We start from the raw sequence: 14961 nt of genomic DNA, 5'->3' as shown, positions 1-14961 counted from the left end.
GCAATGGCGCGGTCTGTTAGAGACTAGTTGCCCAGCAGGCCATTCAGCCAGCCGCCGATCAGCGGAATACCGGCGATAAGGCTTTCGATCATACCGCCAGCCTGACTACCCAACGTTGAACCGATATCTTTGCCCAAATCGGGATAGAAAGAGCCTATGCTGACCTTACCGATTAGCGGCAGCTCCACGCCTGTATTAGCGACCAGACCGTACAGGCCGTTGCCGACATAGCTACCTATGCTGCTCAGCGCTTCCTGAATATAGCCAGCGCCGCTGACCTGCATCACTTCATGCTGTGTTAATTCTTTCATCACGTTTCCTTGTAATAAAAAATAAACCCGCATCTTATGTGCGGGTTAATAATTTTATTAGATTAACGCGAAGGCCGTAAACCTGTTTTTTTAGAATTAACAGGATATTACATGAATTTATTTGCGCTTTTTCTTCCAGATTTTAGTTTCCTGGCCGCGCCAAAGGCGCTGGATATTGTCGTGATGGCGCAACAGCACCAGACAGGAAAGCATCGCTACCGGAAAAGTCAGCTGCGGTTTAAACCACCAGACATAAAACGGCGCGATCAGCGCGCTGATAATGGCGCCTAACGACGAATAGCCGCTCAGCAGAACGGTCAGCAGCCAGGTGCCGGTCATCAGGCCGGTGAGATCCCAGCCGATCGGCGCGATGGCGCCAAACGCCGTCGCCACGCCTTTACCGCCTTTAAACTGGAAAAAGATCGGATAGATATGACCCAGACAGGCCGCGATAGCGATCAGGCCAAGCCAGAAGGGCGAGAGCCCGAAATGATAAGCCAGCCAGACCGGCAGCATACCTTTCAGGATATCAAACAGCAGGACGAGCAGCGCAGGCGCTTTACCGCCGAGACGCAACACGTTAGTGGCACCGGGATTGCCGGATCCATTCTGTCGCGGGTCGGGTAATCTGAACAGTCGGCATACCAGGATTGCGCTGGAAATAGAACCGCACAGATACGCGAAAATAATCATACCGGGCGCGAATATGCTCATAACACCGTTCCGTCTTCAGGGGGTCGTTTTGTTCTCGTCATCCGTGGATAATACGCATAATCCGTCGGAAGTGGTATCCGGCAACCGTAAAAACAGAGACTCGCATCATGGATATTGTATTTATTGAACAGCTGTCGGTTATCACGACTATTGGCGTTTACGACTGGGAACAGACGATTTCGCAGAAGCTGGTGTTCGATGTCGAAATGGCCTGGGATAACCGCGTCGCGGCGGCCAGCGACGACGTCAACGACTGCCTGAGCTATGCGGACGTTTCCGAAGCGATTATTAACCATGTCGCAGGCGGCCGCTTCGCGCTGGTCGAGCGCGTGGCAGAAGAGGTTGCCACCCTGCTGCTGACGCGTTTCGGGTCGCCGTGGGTGCGGATCAAACTGAGCAAGCCGGGCGCGGTAGCGCAGGCGCTTCAGGTTGGCGTAATCATCGAACGAGGGACTATTCCGAAATAAGCGCAATGTGATTGCCATCACGATGAAACCAAACCACATTATGGGCTGTCTGAGGATTGGCCCGCCTTTCTGCGGGCACAATTTTGGCGGTGGCGTACAGCGACCGCCTTTTTAATGGCTTTGATACGGATAGGGGTAGATTTGATGGCAGATATTCATCAGCTATGGGTGGCAGCAATCCTTGGGATTGTTGAGGGGTTAACGGAGTTTCTCCCCGTCTCTTCCACCGGGCACATGATCATTGTCGGTCATCTGTTGGGCTTTGAAGGTGATAAAGCCGATACGTTTGAAGTAGTTATTCAGCTGGGATCGATCCTGGCGGTGGTAGTGATGTTCTGGCGTCGTCTGTTTGGCCTGATTGGCATCCACTTTGGCAAAGTGCCGCACGAAGGCACAGGCAAAGGGCATCTGACGCTGATCCACATCCTGCTGGGTATGGTGCCGGCCGTGGTGATTGGCCTGATTTTTCACGATAAAATTAAAACGCTTTTCAATCCCATTAACGTGATGTACGCGCTGGTTGTCGGCGGCGTTCTGCTGCTGGCGGCGGAATATCTCAAACCCAAACAGCCTAAAGCCGTAGGGATTGACGATATGACTTACCGTCAGGCCTTTATGATTGGCTGTTTCCAGTGTCTGGCGCTGTGGCCGGGCTTTTCTCGCTCCGGCGCGACCATTTCCGGCGGCATGCTGATGGGCGTGAGTCGTTATGCGGCCTCCGAGTTCTCATTCCTTCTGGCTGTGCCGATGATGATGGGCGCGACGGTGCTGGATCTGTATAAGAGCCTGGGCTTCCTGACGATGGCCGATATGCCGATGTTCGCCGTAGGTTTCCTCACGGCCTTCGTGGTGGCGCTGATTGCTATCAAGGTCTTCCTGAAGCTGATCCAGCGTATCTCCTTCGTTCCTTTCGCTATCTACCGCTTTATTGTGGCCGCTGCGGTCTACATGATTTTCGTCTAGTCAAAAAAAGCCGGACGTTTGTCCGGCTTCTTTTTAAAGCGGCTCTGCCCGCCAGGCTGCCAGTGCGGCAATACGCCTTCGCGTTAGCTCTTCCCTGACCTCCACGCCTTTGTAACCCGCCGCGACCACGTCTTTGGTCGACACGTTCTGCACAATCTCAAACGCCTTGCGCAGATAGTCGCCCTGCGGGTAAGCATTGTTCTCAAATCCGGTGCGGCCGCGCGCGTCCGCTTCGCTGGTCAGCGCAATTTGCTCCACGCGATGGGGCTTGCGCCAGGCGTCAATGCGATCGAAGAGGGCGACCAGCGTTTCCGGACTTTGCCGCTCGACGGTATGCACTAAATCGTGAAATTCCGTCACCAGCAGCGCCAGATCGCGAATGGCGTTCGGCACGCGCAGGCGCTGGCAAAGCTGCTCCACCAGCGGCACGCCCGCCGGGCCGTGACCATGATGGCTCGGCCATTTTTCCGGCGGCGTCAGCGCTTTGCCGACGTCATGAAACAGCGTGGCGAAACGCACGTCTACTTCATCGCTCAGCTCAGCGGCAATCGCCAGCGTCATCAGCGTATGCACGCCGGTATCGATTTCCGGATGCCATTTGGCCGGTGCCGGCACGCCGTAAAGATTGTCCAGCTCGGGAAAAAGCACGGCGAGGGCGCCGCAGTCGCGCAGCACCTGAAAATAGACCTGAGGCATGCGGGTTTCCAGCGCCTTTTCGGTCTCTTTCCAGACGCGCTCGGGCGTCAGCGCGCTCAGTTCGCCGCTTTCCGCCATCGAGCGCATCAACGCCAGCGTTTCCCCGGCGATTACGAAACCAAGGTGAGCAAAGCGCGCGGCAAAGCGCGCCACGCGCAGCACGCGCAGCGGATCTTCATTAAAGGCGGCGGAAACATGGCGTAGCTGACGCTGTTCGATATCGGCACGGCCATTGTAGGGATCGTAATAGCGGCCCTCGTCATCCTGAGCGATGGCGTTAATAGTCAGATCGCGGCGCTGCAAATCCTGCTCCAGCGTCACGTCTGGCGCGGCATAGCAGACAAAACCGGTATAGCCGCTGCCGTTTTTGCGCTCGGTGCGCGCCAGCGCGTATTCCTGCTGCGTGTCAGGATGCAGGAACACGGGAAAATCACGGCCGACCTGCTGAAAGCCGAGCGCCAGCATCTCGGCAGGCGAAGCGCCTACCACCACCCAATCTTTGTCTTTGACCGGCAAATTTAACAGGGCATCGCGTACCGCGCCACCGACAAGATAACTCTTCACTACAGGCTCCCGAACTAAATTTTTCTGGCATCATACGTGAAGTGTAGAAGCTCTCCTACCGTTGTGAAGCGCCTGGCCGGTGGACAAAAAGAGGAGAAGGGCACCGAAAGATGCCCGAAAAAGCGTCAGCTCATCCAGCGATCTTTTTTCTTGCGGCTGGGGATCATATGCGGCAAAAGCAGGCCCAGTAGGAGACCGACACCGGCTACGCCGCCGCCATACATAAACCACTGCATAATGATGGTGCGCTGCTTGTCATCAAGCTGCACGTTAGCGGCGCTGACTTTTTTCTGCGCCACGATTAGCTCGTTTTTCAGTTTCTGATTTTCCGCTTTCAGGCCGTTGATCACGTCATCACTGCCCGCGACTTTCTTCTGCATTTCCGCCGTGCGCTGATTCCAGCTGCCGTCGATATTGGCCAGCTTATCGGTCAAATCCTTTACCTGCTGTTCCAGCTGTGGAACGCGAGTGCGTAGGCTTGGCTGCTGACTCAGCTGCGCCAGCGGGATCCATGACGTCCGGCCGTTAGCATCCCGGATCTGGGCATAATGCGTATCATTGTTGGTCTGTACCAGCGCTACTTCTTCCCCCGCGTTCAGCGTGCCCGTCAGGCGGTAGCTGTCGCTGGGGCCGCTGCGTACCCAGGTGGAAAGTTCGTCTGAAATATAGCGCTTCTCTTCGGCATGAAGCGAGGCGGCAACGCTGAAAGTCAGTAAAGTGAGGCCAAGTAAATGCGTTTTTTTCATTCGGTATCTTTTTTGTGAGTGCGGAAAAAAAAGTAATGGCACAGTCTGGAGATGGCTCGCATAAAGCTGAATGAGAACTATCCTGGACTCGACCTGACGCGCAAAGCGCCAGGAAAAGCGGGACAACCAGGGCGATTGTGCATTACTCTTTTCGTCATCTCTGGCTTGCCCGTTACCCGCGGTTTTCGACTTCGCACTGCATAAAAGCCGAGGCCGCAAGGTATAATCTGGCCTTTGTTGACCGTGCCGCTAATCTGATTAAGAAAATATGACCATAGAAATTGAATTAAAGTTCATTACCACGCCTGAAGGCGCCGAAAAGCTGCCGGCTCGTCTCGCTGCCTGGCCAAACGTGCACAGCGCGCCGCAGAAACTGACCAACATCTATTTTGAAACGCCGGATCGCCAGCTGCGCCGCTGGGATATGGGGCTGCGTATTCGCGGCTTCGGCGACAGCTATGAAATGACGCTGAAAACGGCGGGGAAAACCGTCGGCGGTCTGCATCAGCGCCCGGAATACAATGTAGCGTTGGAAAAGCCCGAGCTGGCCCTCGCGCAGCTGCCGGCGGAAATCTGGCCGCAGGACTGTGATGTAGCGGCGTTACAGGCGCAGCTGCAGCCGCTGTTCAGCACCCACTTCGTGCGGGAAAAGTGGGTGGTTACTTACCTGAACAGCGAGATTGAAGTGGCTTTTGACCACGGCGAAGTGCAGGCGGGCGAGCTAAGCGAGCCGCTGAACGAAATCGAGCTGGAGCTGAAAACCGGCGAGCGTGCCGACCTGATGGCTTTTGCGGCTGAACTGGCGGACATGGGCGGACTGCGTTTGGGCAGCCTGAGCAAAGCCGCGCGCGGTTACGGCCTGGCGCAGGGTCAGAGCCAGCGCGAGCTGCGCCCGTTGCCGATCCTGAAAGTGAAGCCGAAAGCCACGGTTGAAGAGGGGATGCTGGGCGCTTTTACGCTGGCGCTAAGTCAGTGGCAGTATCATGAAGAGCTGTGGCTGCGCGGCACCCCGTCTGCGCTGCGTGGCATCAACGAAGCGCTGGAAACGCTGCGTCAGGCTTTTGCTCTGTTCGGCACGCTGGTGCCGCGTAAGGCCAGCAGCGAACTGCGCCAAAAGCTGAACGAGCTGGAAGAGGCGCTGGCGGAGCAAAAGCCGCAGCCGTCGCTCTGCTTTACGCCGCTCTGGCTACAAACCCAGTTGGCGCTTACTAACTGGATAGCCAGCGAAGGCTGGCGTCCGTTTATCGACAGCAAAACCGACAGCAAGCTGCAAGGCTCCTTCAAGCGCTTCTGCGACATCATGCTGGGCCGCGTCTCGGCCGATCTGAAAGAGACGTTTGCCCACGTGCGTCAGACCAATGAATATCAGGACAAGCTGACCCGTTTGCAGCGTCAACTGCTCGCCGCGCGTCTGCTGGCCGGCGCCTATGACGAAACCGCCGTGGCGGCCTGGCTGGGCGCATGGGAACAGCTGGCCCACGCGATTAAAACGCATCAGGAAGCCTGGCTGGAGTCGTATCGCCATCAGGCGCTGAAGCAGTCGGTTTTCTGGAAAAACGGCGGCGCCTGATTTCGACCGCCCTCACAGGGAGTTACCTATGTCGCCTTTAACTTTACCGCCTCTGCCGCCGCTGCTTGCCGCGCTACCGGTTACCGCTGACGATCCCGCGCTGCGTGCCGCTATGGCCTTCAGCGATTTCATCAGCGAAAACCTGACGCGCTATCCTGAATGGCAGCAGGAACTGCAGCAAAGGGCGCCGGAGCCGGAAGAGTGGCGACATTATGCCGACTGGCTGGCGGAAGAAATGGCGCAGGTCGCGGACGAAGCCGCGCTTATGCGCGAGCTACGCCTGTTTCGTCGCCATATGCTGACGCGTATCGCCTGGATGCAGGCGCTGTCGCTCAGCAGCACGCAGGCAACGTTACGGCAGCTGAGCGTGCTGGCGGAAACGCTGATCGTGGCAGCGCGCGACTGGCTGTGGCAGGCCTGCTGCCGCGAGCTGGGCACGCCGGTTAACGCGCAGGGCGAGCCGCAGCCGCTGCTGATCCTGGGGATGGGCAAGCTCGGCGGTGGCGAGCTGAACTTCTCTTCGGATATCGATTTAATCTTTACCTGGCCGGAAAACGGCGTCACCCAGGGCGGGCGCCGCGAGCTGGATAACGCGCAGTTTTTTACTCGTCTGGGCCAGCGGCTGATCAAAGTGCTCGATCAGCCGACCATCGACGGCTTCGTTTATCGGGTAGATATGCGCCTGCGTCCTTTTGGCGACAGCGGCCCGCTGGTGCTGAGCTTTGCCGCGCTGGAGGATTACTATCAGGAGCAGGGACGCGACTGGGAGCGCTACGCGATGGTGAAAGCGCGGCTGATGGGCGGCGCGGACGATCGCTGGAGCCAGGAGCTGGAGCAGATGCTGCGGCCCTTTGTCTATCGCCGCTATATCGATTTCAGCGTGATCCAGTCGCTGCGCAATATGAAAAGCATGATTGCCAGAGAAGTGCGTCGGCGCGGGCTGAAAGACAATATCAAGCTGGGCGCGGGCGGCATCCGCGAAACGGAATTTATCGTGCAGGTTTTTCAGCTGATCCGTGGCGGACGTGAGCGCTCGCTACAGCTGCGGGCCTTTTTACCCACGCTTCAGGCCATCAGCGATCTGCATCTGCTGCCCGCAGAGCAGGCGCTACGGCTACAGGAAGCGTACCTGTTTTTACGCCGCCTGGAGAATCTGCTGCAAAGCATCAATGACGAACAGACGCAAACGCTGCCCTCGGACGATCTTAATCGTGCACGGCTGGCGTGGGCGATGGGCACCACGGGCTGGGCGGAGATGTACGGCCAGCTGGAACAGCATATGGCCGCCGTACGCGCTATTTTCGACGAGCTAATCGGCGATGACGCGCCGGAGGCGGGCGACAGCAAAGACACGGACGACTATGGCATCCTGTGGCAGGATCGCCTGGAGGAACCGGAGCTGGCGGCGCTGGTGCCTCATCTTACCGCCGAAGCGCAGCAGCGGCTGCTGCGCGCGATCGGCGATTTTCGCCAGGACGTGGATAAACGCACCATTGGCCCGCGTGGTCGCCAGGCGCTGGATCTGCTGATGCCGGGCCTGCTGGCCGAGGTTTGCCCGCGTGAAGATGCCGACGTCACGCTCGGTCGTCTGACGCCGCTGCTGCTGGGCATAGTGACGCGCACTACCTACCTGGAGCTGCTGACGGAATATCCGGGCGCGCTTAAGCATCTGATCCGGCTCTGTGCGGCCTCGCCGATGGTGGCCGATCAGCTGGCGCGCTATCCGCTGCTGCTGGACGAGCTGCTGGATCCCGCCACGCTTTACCAGCCCACGGCCACGGATGCCTATCGCGACGAGCTGCGGCAGTATCTGTTGCGCATCCCGGAAGAGGACGAAGAGCAGCAGCTGGAAGCGCTGCGTCAGTTCAAGCAGGCGCAGCATTTGCGCATCGCCGCGGCCGATATTGCGGGCACGCTGCCGGTTATGAAGGTCAGCGATCATCTTACCTGGCTGGCGGAAGCCATTGTGGAGCAGGTGGTGCAGCAGGCCTGGCAGATGATGGTGCAGCGCTACGGGCGGCCTTCGCACCTTAACGAGCCGCAGGCGCGCGGCTTCGCGGTCATCGGCTACGGCAAGCTGGGCGGCTGGGAGCTGGGCTACAGTTCGGATCTTGACCTGGTGTTCCTGCACGACTGTCCGGCAGAAGCGGTGACGGACGGCGAGCGCAGCATTGATGGCCGCCAGTTTTATCTGCGGCTTGCGCAGCGCATCATGCACCTGTTCAGCACCCGCACGTCGTCCGGCATTTTATACGAGGTGGACGCCAGGCTGCGTCCTTCCGGCGCGGCGGGCATGCTGGTCAGCACCTTCGCGGCTTTTGATGATTATCAGCGTCATGAAGCCTGGACCTGGGAACATCAGGCGCTGGTACGGGCGCGCATCGTTTTTGGCGACGCGGCGTTAAGCCAGCGCTTTACCGGGATCCGCCGGGGCATTCTGTGTTTACCGCGCGAGCCGGAAAAGCTGAAAACGGAAGTCCGGGAAATGCGCGAGAAGATGCGCGCGCATCTGGGCAACCGACAAAAAGGGCGTTGGGATATCAAAGCGGATCGCGGCGGCATTACCGATATTGAATTCATTACGCAATATCTGGTCTTACGCTATGCCGCGACGGAGCCAGAGCTGACGAGCTGGTCGGATAACGTACGCATCCTGGCGCTGTTGGCGCGCCACGACAGAATGAGCGAGGAAGAGGCGCATTCGCTGACCCACGCTTACGTTACGCTGCGTAACGAGCTGCACAGGCTGGCGCTCCAGGCTTTACCGGGCCAGCTTGCGCCGGAGGCGTTCAGCGCGGAGCAATCCGTGGTCAACGCCAGCTGGCAGCGCTGGCTGGAGGCGTGATCGTGGCGCAATGGGCGCAATTGACGGCATGTGCTATCATCGCGCGCACTATTTTTTGACTGACTGCAGCCTGGAGTATCTGGAATGAAAATGACGCTGCCCGATTTTAACCGTGCGGGTGTTCTGGTTGTTGGCGACGTGATGCTGGATCGCTACTGGTATGGCCCAACCAGCCGTATTTCCCCTGAAGCGCCGGTGCCGGTGGTTAAGGTGGACAACGTAGAGGAGCGTCCCGGCGGGGCGGCCAACGTGGCGATGAATATCGCTTCGCTCGGCGCCAGTTCCCGTCTGGTCGGCCTGACCGGCGTGGATGATGCGGCGCGCGCGCTGAACGACGCGCTCACCGGCGTTAACGTGCAGTGTGATTTTGTTACCGTCGCCACGCATCCTACCATCACCAAGCTGCGCGTGCTGTCGCGCAACCAGCAGCTGATCCGTCTGGATTTTGAAGAAGGTTTCGGGGGGATCGACGTTGAGCCGCTGCATCAGCGGATCCGCGAGGCGCTGCCGTCCGCAGGCGCGCTGGTGCTTTCGGATTACGCCAAAGGCGCGCTGGACAGCGTGGAAAGCATTATCGCCATCGCCCGCGAGGCGAAGGTACCGGTGCTGGTCGATCCGAAAGGGACCGATTTCGAGCGCTATCGCGGTGCGACCATCCTGACGCCAAACCTTTCCGAATTTGAAGCCGTCGTCGGCAAGTGCAAAGACGAAGCGGAGATTGTCGAGCGCGGCATGGCGCTGATGCAGCAGTTCGAGCTGTCGGCGCTGCTGGTGACGCGTTCTGAAAACGGCATGACGCTGTTGCAGCCGGGCAAAGAGCCGGTGCATCTGCCAACCCAGGCGCAGGAAGTCTATGACGTGACCGGCGCGGGCGATACGGTGATCGGCGTACTGGCCGCCGCGCTGGCCGCAGGCAATACGCTGGAAGAGAGCTGCTTCCTGGCTAACGCCGCCGCAGGCGTGGTGGTGGGCAAGCTGGGAACGTCAACGGTTTCGCCAGTCGAGCTGGAAAACGCCATTCGCGCACGGCCCGAGGCCGGTTTCGGCGTGATGAGCGAGGCGCAGCTGAAAGAGGCGGTGGCGCTGGCGCGTCGTCGCGGCGAGAAAGTGGTGATGACCAACGGCTGCTTCGATATTCTTCATGCCGGCCACGTCTCCTATCTGGCCAACGCGCGCAAGCTGGGCGATCGCCTGATCGTCGCGGTCAACAGCGATGCATCCACTAAACGGCTGAAAGGCGAGAGTCGTCCGGTCAATCCGCTGGAAAACCGGATGATCGTGCTGGGCGCGCTGGAAGCGGTCGACTGGGTGGTGGCCTTTGAAGAAGATACGCCGCAGCGGGTTATTGCCGATATCCTGCCTGATCTGCTGGTAAAAGGCGGCGATTACAAGCCGGAAGAGATTGCGGGCAGCAAAGAGGTGTGGGCAAACGGCGGCGAAGTGCGCGTGCTGAACTTTGAAGATGGGATCTCCACCAGCAATATCATCAAGGCCATTCAGGCGAAAAGCTGATGAGGACGCGGGCAAAAAAGGCCCGCCCTTAAACGACAAAAGGCGCCGGTTGAACACGGCGCCTTTTTTAAACGGTTTCGCCTTCGGCGTTACTGCATATCTTCCGTTTTCAGCACTTCTTTCGGCATATCCGCTTTCGGCGCATCCACGCCACGGCTTTCCAGCTCGGCGATACGGGCTTCCAGCGCGGCCAGCTTTTCACGGGTACGCAGCAGCACCTGCGTCTGCACGTCAAATTCTTCGCGGTTAACCAGGTCCAGCCGGGTCAGCTGTGACTGCAGGGTCTGGCGGATTTTCTTTTCGACATCATCGCCAAACTCACGGATCCCTTTTGGCATAGAGTCATGAACCTGACGAGCAAGTTGTTCAATTTTTTTCGGGTCAATCATGGCGGCTTCCTGATAGCGGCAAAGTTTCGTTAAGTGTAATGCCATAACCACAAAGGTTAAACCCAAAAACGTGAAAGCGGCAAAATGGCTAACGATTTGCTTATTTTGTTCGTTGCCCTGCTTTTTTTTCGGCGCTATAGTAATCAGGCTTATTCTCAGGGCGGGGCGAAATTCCCCACCGGCGGTAAATCGGCTACGGCTGAAAGCCCGCGAGCGCTTCAGATCTTCCTGGTCTGAAGGTCAGCAGATCCGGTGTAATTCCGGGGCCGACGGTTAAAGTCCGGATGGGAGAGAGTAACGTATCCTGTCGGGTCTACGCCCGCCACGCCGTTATTTTTTGTCGCTGCAAGACACTCCTAAGCTCGCCCTGGTTCTGGTAACCCATATTACACAAAGGATTATTTACCATGAATCAGACGCTTCTTTCTGAATTTGGCACGCCTGAACAGCGTGTGGAACGCGCTATCGACGCGCTGCGCAATGGCCGTGGCGTCATGGTGCTGGATGATGAAGATCGTGAAAACGAAGGCGATATGATTTTCGCCGCAGAAACCATGACCGTCGAACAAATGGCGCTGACCATTCGTCACGGCAGCGGCATTGTCTGCCTGTGCCTGAACGAAGAACGTCTCCGCCAGCTGGAACTGCCGATGATGGTAGAGAACAACACCAGCTCTTTTGGCACCGGCTTTACCGTTACCATTGAGGCGGCGAAAGGCGTGACCACCGGTGTTTCCGCTGCGGATCGCATCACCACCATTCGTGCGGCCGTGGCCGATAATGCTAAACCAAGCGATCTGCACCGCCCGGGCCACGTGTTTCCTCTCCGCGCTCGTGAAGGCGGCGTGCTGACGCGCGGCGGCCATACCGAAGCCTCTATTGATTTAGTGACGCTGGCCGGTTTCAAACCTGCAGGCGTACTGTGCGAGCTGACCAACGACGACGGCACGATGGCCCATGCGCCTGAAGCCATCGCCTTTGCGAAACAGCACGCGATGCCGGTGGTGACCATTGAAGATCTGGTCGCTTACCGCCGCAGCCGTGAAACGCGTCAGGCAAGCTAAGCGCATTGCCGCGCTTCTGTACGCATAGCTAACGTCGTGCAGGCGCGCGGCGCGAGAGTTTTCGCGCTGCGGTTTTTTGCGCATCCGCTTCTCCGTTCCACTGGCCTGACAGCGCCCGCCTGGCCCGATAGCGTCTGCTTTTGGCATAACTGGCCCAATGGGCGCTGGTTTCCACGTGAGGCAAAATTTGCCTCACCGTTCGTCTTTAGCTCAGGCCGGCGCTTTCCAACAGTGTCAGGCTCAGCCCCATTACCGTCATACCGCAGAGTACGCCATAGCTGGGATTCACATCCGGCGCGATATCGCGCGCCAGCGGCATCAGCTCGTCAACGGACAGCGCCACCATGATCCCGGCGACGGCGGCCATAACCGCGCCCATTACCAGCGGTGACAGCCATGGCCCCATCAGCATGAAAGCTATAAGGCCGCCGGCGATCTCTGCCATGCCGGAAATCCCTGCCCAGAACAGCGCCTTCTTTTTCGATCCTGTTGCGGCGTACATCGGCCCGGCGACGGCCAGCCCTTCGGGAATATTATGAATGGCTACCGCCAGCGCAATGCCCATCCCCAGCTCCAGATCGCTGCTGGCGGTCACAAAGGTTGCGATACCTTCCGGGAAATTGTGCAGGCTGATGCCAAGCGTCAGCAGCAGCGCGGTACGACGTAGATTCTGCGGCGATTTACCGCCCATCAGATCCTGGGGATGGTGGTGCGGCAACAGCTTGTCCAGCGCAAAATAACCGAGCAGGCCGACGATAAACATGCCATAGCCCAACAGCGGCGACATCCCCTCCGCCTTCAGCGCGGCGGGCAGCATCTCCATCAGCGAAATCAACAGCATAATACCGGCGGCAAAGCCCAGCGCAAAAGCCAGCGCTCGCGCCGACGGCTTTTGGCCGATAACGCCCAGGAAGGCCCCGATAAAAGTGGCGCCGCCGGCCAGCAGAGTCAGCAGTAAAGGTATGGACACAAACGTCTCTCCTGTTCCCGAAAAAGTATAGCCTTTGCTATACATTAGCAGAGAAAAAGTACGCGTAACGTCAGGAAATGTCATTTCCGATCCATCAAAATTCCTGACGATCTTCATCATGCTTATCCGGCTTTCCCGGCGCTAAAAAGAGCGTAACGTATTCGTTATCGCTTTAATGTCCGGAGAGAGTTATGAAATCACTGATGCCCGCGCTTTTTCTGGGCCACGGCAGCCCGATGAACGTGCTGGAAGAAAATGCCTATACGCAAAGCTGGCGCGAGCTGGGGCAGAACTTGCCGCGTCCGAAGGGAATTATTGCTGTCTCCGCCCATTGGTATACGCGCGGAACGGCGGTGACCGCGATGGAAAAGCCGCGCACCATCCACGATTTTGGCGGTTTCCCGCAGGCGCTGTTTGATACCCGTTACCCTGCGCCCGGTTCGCCTGCGCTGGCGAAAGAAATAGCGGACGCGCTGGCACCGGTCGAGGTGGTGCAGGATCAGGCGTGGGGGCTGGATCACGGCGCCTGGGGCGTGCTGATAAAAATGTATCCGCAGGCCGATATCCCGGTGGTGCAGCTTAGCGTGGACGGCACCAAACCCGCCGCTTACCACTTTGCGCTGGGCCGTAGGCTGACCGCGCTGCGCGAACGCGGCTATATGATTGTCGCCAGCGGCAACGTGGTGCATAACCTGCGGATGGCAAGCCGGGACGACAGTGCGAAACCGCACGGCTGGGCTGTCTCATTTAATCACTACGTGCGTGAGCATCTGGCGTGGGAAGGGCCAGTGGAAGATCATCCACTGGTTAATTTTATGCAGCATGAGGGTGCGGCGCTTGCTAACCCAACGCCGGAGCATTATCTGCCGCTGCTTTACGTTCTGGGCGCGCGGGAGCCGGGCGAAACCATTTCCGTGCCCGCAGACGGGCTGGAAATGGCAGCAATCAGTATGCTTTCGGTACGGGTAGGATAAGATCCGCCAGAACCTATTCGATAAAGGTATGCGGGTAGAATCGGGAGAGATCCTGGGTGATCAGGTCACGATCTTCGCGCAGGCCAATACCGGCTGGCCGATCGTCAATCAGCCAGCTGCCGATCAGCGTATAGCTGTCGCCAAACTTCGGCAGCGGATGGAACTGCTGCACGATCATGCCTTCTTCGCCATAAGGGCCGTCCACGCGGGCAATCTCTTTGCCGTTTTCCACGATGCGGATGTTAGCGCCCTCGCGTGAAAACAGCGGTTTGACCACATATTTATCCATCGCCGGCACGTTATCTTCTGCAAAATAAGCGGGCAGCAGATTAGGATGATTGGGAAACATTTTCCACAGCATCGGCAGCAGCGCCTTATTGGAAATAATGCTTTTCCACGCCGGCTCCAGCCAGCGCACGCCGGCATCGGCCAGCTTGGTGGAAAACGTCTCGCGCAGCATGAACTCCCAGGGATAAAGCTTGAAAAGGTTGCCGATTACCTGGTCATGCACGTCGGTAAACTGGCCTTTTTCGCCCAGGCCGATTTCGTCGATATAGAGGAACTCGCTTGGTAGCCCTGCCTCCGTCGCGCAATCCTGAAGATACTGCACAGTGCCGCGATCTTCATCCGTATCGCGGCAGCAGGCAAAGTGCAGCCAGCTAAAGCCGTGCTGCTGATGCAGCGCCGCAAAGCGGTCGATCAGCTTCTCCTGCAGGCTGTTGAACTGATCGCTACCGGCCGGCAAATTGCCCGCGCTAAGCTGATCTTCCAGCCAGATCCACTGAAAGAAAGCGGCTTCGTACAAGGAGGTCGGCGTGTCGGCGTTGTTTTCCAGCAGTTTGGCATCCGTCTGCCCATCCCAGGCCAGATCCAGCCGGGAGTAGAGCGAAGGCTGGCTGGTCTTCCACGAGGTGCGAACAAAATCCCAGGTATGTTTCGGGATGCGGAATTTCGCCAGCAGCTCCTCGCTGTTGACCACTTTGTCCACCACCTGCAGGCACATCTGATGCAGCTCGCCGGTTACCGCCTCCAGCTTCTCGATTTGTGCCAGCGTAAACTGATAATAAGCGTCCTCGCACCAGTAAGGCTCGCCGTGCATGGTGTGGAAGCGAAAGCCATATTCGGTGGCTTTTTCACGCCAGTTGGGACGTTCTGCAATCGCCAGACGCTGCACGC

At 58.3% G+C, this 14961-nt stretch carries 14 protein-coding genes and 1 riboswitch; of the genes, 7 read left to right on the top strand and 7 right to left on the bottom strand.

Annotated features, from left to right (window positions below; all coding sequences use genetic code 11):
- Positions 1-23: 23 nt before the first annotated feature.
- Entirely contained in the window at positions 24-311 is a 288-nt protein-coding gene (locus tag AB3U87_RS03170; protein ID WP_253458186.1) for a hypothetical protein, read from the bottom strand.
- A 117-nt stretch (positions 312-428) separates the two neighbouring features.
- Positions 429-1025 carry a glycerol-3-phosphate 1-O-acyltransferase PlsY gene (gene plsY / locus AB3U87_RS03165; protein WP_253458189.1) on the bottom strand — a complete coding sequence of 199 codons (597 nt, stop codon included), beginning with the start codon at positions 1023-1025 and terminating at the stop codon, positions 429-431.
- Positions 1026-1132: 107 nt separating this feature from the next.
- Between plsY and folB the strand changes: the two genes are divergently transcribed.
- Positions 1133-1492 carry a bifunctional dihydroneopterin aldolase/7,8-dihydroneopterin epimerase gene (gene folB, locus AB3U87_RS03160; RefSeq protein WP_253458192.1) on the top strand — a complete coding sequence of 120 codons (360 nt, stop codon included), beginning with the start codon at positions 1133-1135 and terminating at the stop codon, positions 1490-1492.
- 144 nt (positions 1493-1636) lie between these two features.
- Positions 1637-2455, top strand: a complete 819-nt coding sequence (gene bacA, locus AB3U87_RS03155) for an undecaprenyl-diphosphate phosphatase (RefSeq protein WP_125287192.1) — start codon at positions 1637-1639, stop codon at positions 2453-2455.
- Between the two features lie 33 nt (positions 2456-2488).
- Here bacA and AB3U87_RS03150 read toward each other — a convergent pair whose 3' ends face one another.
- Both AB3U87_RS03150 and AB3U87_RS03145 read right to left on the bottom strand, forming a co-directional pair.
- The gene (locus tag AB3U87_RS03150; protein WP_394148368.1) at positions 2489-3715 is read right to left on the bottom strand and encodes a multifunctional CCA addition/repair protein; all 1227 of its coding nucleotides are present in this window, start codon (positions 3713-3715) and stop codon (positions 2489-2491) included.
- 125 nt (positions 3716-3840) lie between these two features.
- Positions 3841-4461, bottom strand: a complete 621-nt coding sequence (locus tag AB3U87_RS03145) for a TIGR04211 family SH3 domain-containing protein (RefSeq protein WP_253458197.1) — start codon at positions 4459-4461, stop codon at positions 3841-3843.
- A gap of 268 nt (positions 4462-4729) precedes the next feature.
- Between AB3U87_RS03145 and AB3U87_RS03140 the strand changes: the two genes are divergently transcribed.
- The 3 genes from AB3U87_RS03140 to hldE all read left to right on the top strand — a co-directional run bounded on the left by AB3U87_RS03140 (position 4730) and on the right by hldE (position 10388).
- A complete protein-coding gene (locus AB3U87_RS03140; protein ID WP_394148366.1) occupies positions 4730-6031 on the top strand; it encodes a CYTH domain-containing protein in 1302 nt (433 codons plus the stop codon).
- A gap of 28 nt (positions 6032-6059) precedes the next feature.
- Positions 6060-8876: a bifunctional [glutamate--ammonia ligase]-adenylyl-L-tyrosine phosphorylase/[glutamate--ammonia-ligase] adenylyltransferase gene (gene glnE / locus AB3U87_RS03135; protein ID WP_253458201.1), complete on the top strand. Its 2817-nt coding sequence runs from the start codon at positions 6060-6062 to the stop codon at positions 8874-8876.
- Between the two features lie 84 nt (positions 8877-8960).
- Positions 8961-10388 (top strand): bifunctional D-glycero-beta-D-manno-heptose-7-phosphate kinase/D-glycero-beta-D-manno-heptose 1-phosphate adenylyltransferase HldE, encoded by a 1428-nt coding sequence (gene hldE, locus AB3U87_RS03130; RefSeq protein WP_253458203.1) that lies wholly within the window; start codon positions 8961-8963, stop codon positions 10386-10388.
- A gap of 89 nt (positions 10389-10477) precedes the next feature.
- On the opposite strand, the gene ubiK is transcribed toward hldE, so the two are convergent.
- Positions 10478-10777: a ubiquinone biosynthesis accessory factor UbiK gene (ubiK, locus tag AB3U87_RS03125; protein WP_253458205.1), complete on the bottom strand. Its 300-nt coding sequence runs from the start codon at positions 10775-10777 to the stop codon at positions 10478-10480.
- A gap of 147 nt (positions 10778-10924) precedes the next feature.
- Positions 10925-11077, top strand: a riboswitch (FMN riboswitch).
- Between the two features lie 107 nt (positions 11078-11184).
- Between ubiK and ribB the strand changes: the two genes are divergently transcribed.
- Positions 11185-11841 (top strand): 3,4-dihydroxy-2-butanone-4-phosphate synthase, encoded by a 657-nt coding sequence (ribB, locus tag AB3U87_RS03120; RefSeq protein WP_253458206.1) that lies wholly within the window; start codon positions 11185-11187, stop codon positions 11839-11841.
- Between the two features lie 205 nt (positions 11842-12046).
- Here ribB and zupT read toward each other — a convergent pair whose 3' ends face one another.
- The gene (zupT, locus tag AB3U87_RS03115) at positions 12047-12811 is read right to left on the bottom strand and encodes a zinc transporter ZupT (protein WP_253458209.1); all 765 of its coding nucleotides are present in this window, start codon (positions 12809-12811) and stop codon (positions 12047-12049) included.
- Positions 12812-13002: 191 nt separating this feature from the next.
- Here zupT and ygiD point away from each other — a divergent pair, with 191 nt between their 5' ends.
- Complete coding sequence (ygiD, locus tag AB3U87_RS03110) at positions 13003-13785, top strand: 4,5-DOPA-extradiol-dioxygenase (protein ID WP_253458212.1); 783 nt, start codon at positions 13003-13005, stop codon at positions 13783-13785.
- 13 nt (positions 13786-13798) lie between these two features.
- Here ygiD and AB3U87_RS03105 read toward each other — a convergent pair whose 3' ends face one another.
- Complete coding sequence (locus AB3U87_RS03105) at positions 13799-14959, bottom strand: glutathionylspermidine synthase family protein (RefSeq protein WP_253458217.1); 1161 nt, start codon at positions 14957-14959, stop codon at positions 13799-13801.
- Positions 14960-14961: the final 2 nt, after the last annotated feature.

Source organism: Erwinia plantamica (genome assembly GCF_043420595.1).
Lineage (GTDB): Bacteria > Pseudomonadota > Gammaproteobacteria > Enterobacterales > Enterobacteriaceae > Erwinia > Erwinia aeris.
This window is presented reverse-complemented; position numbering and strand designations above follow the sequence as displayed.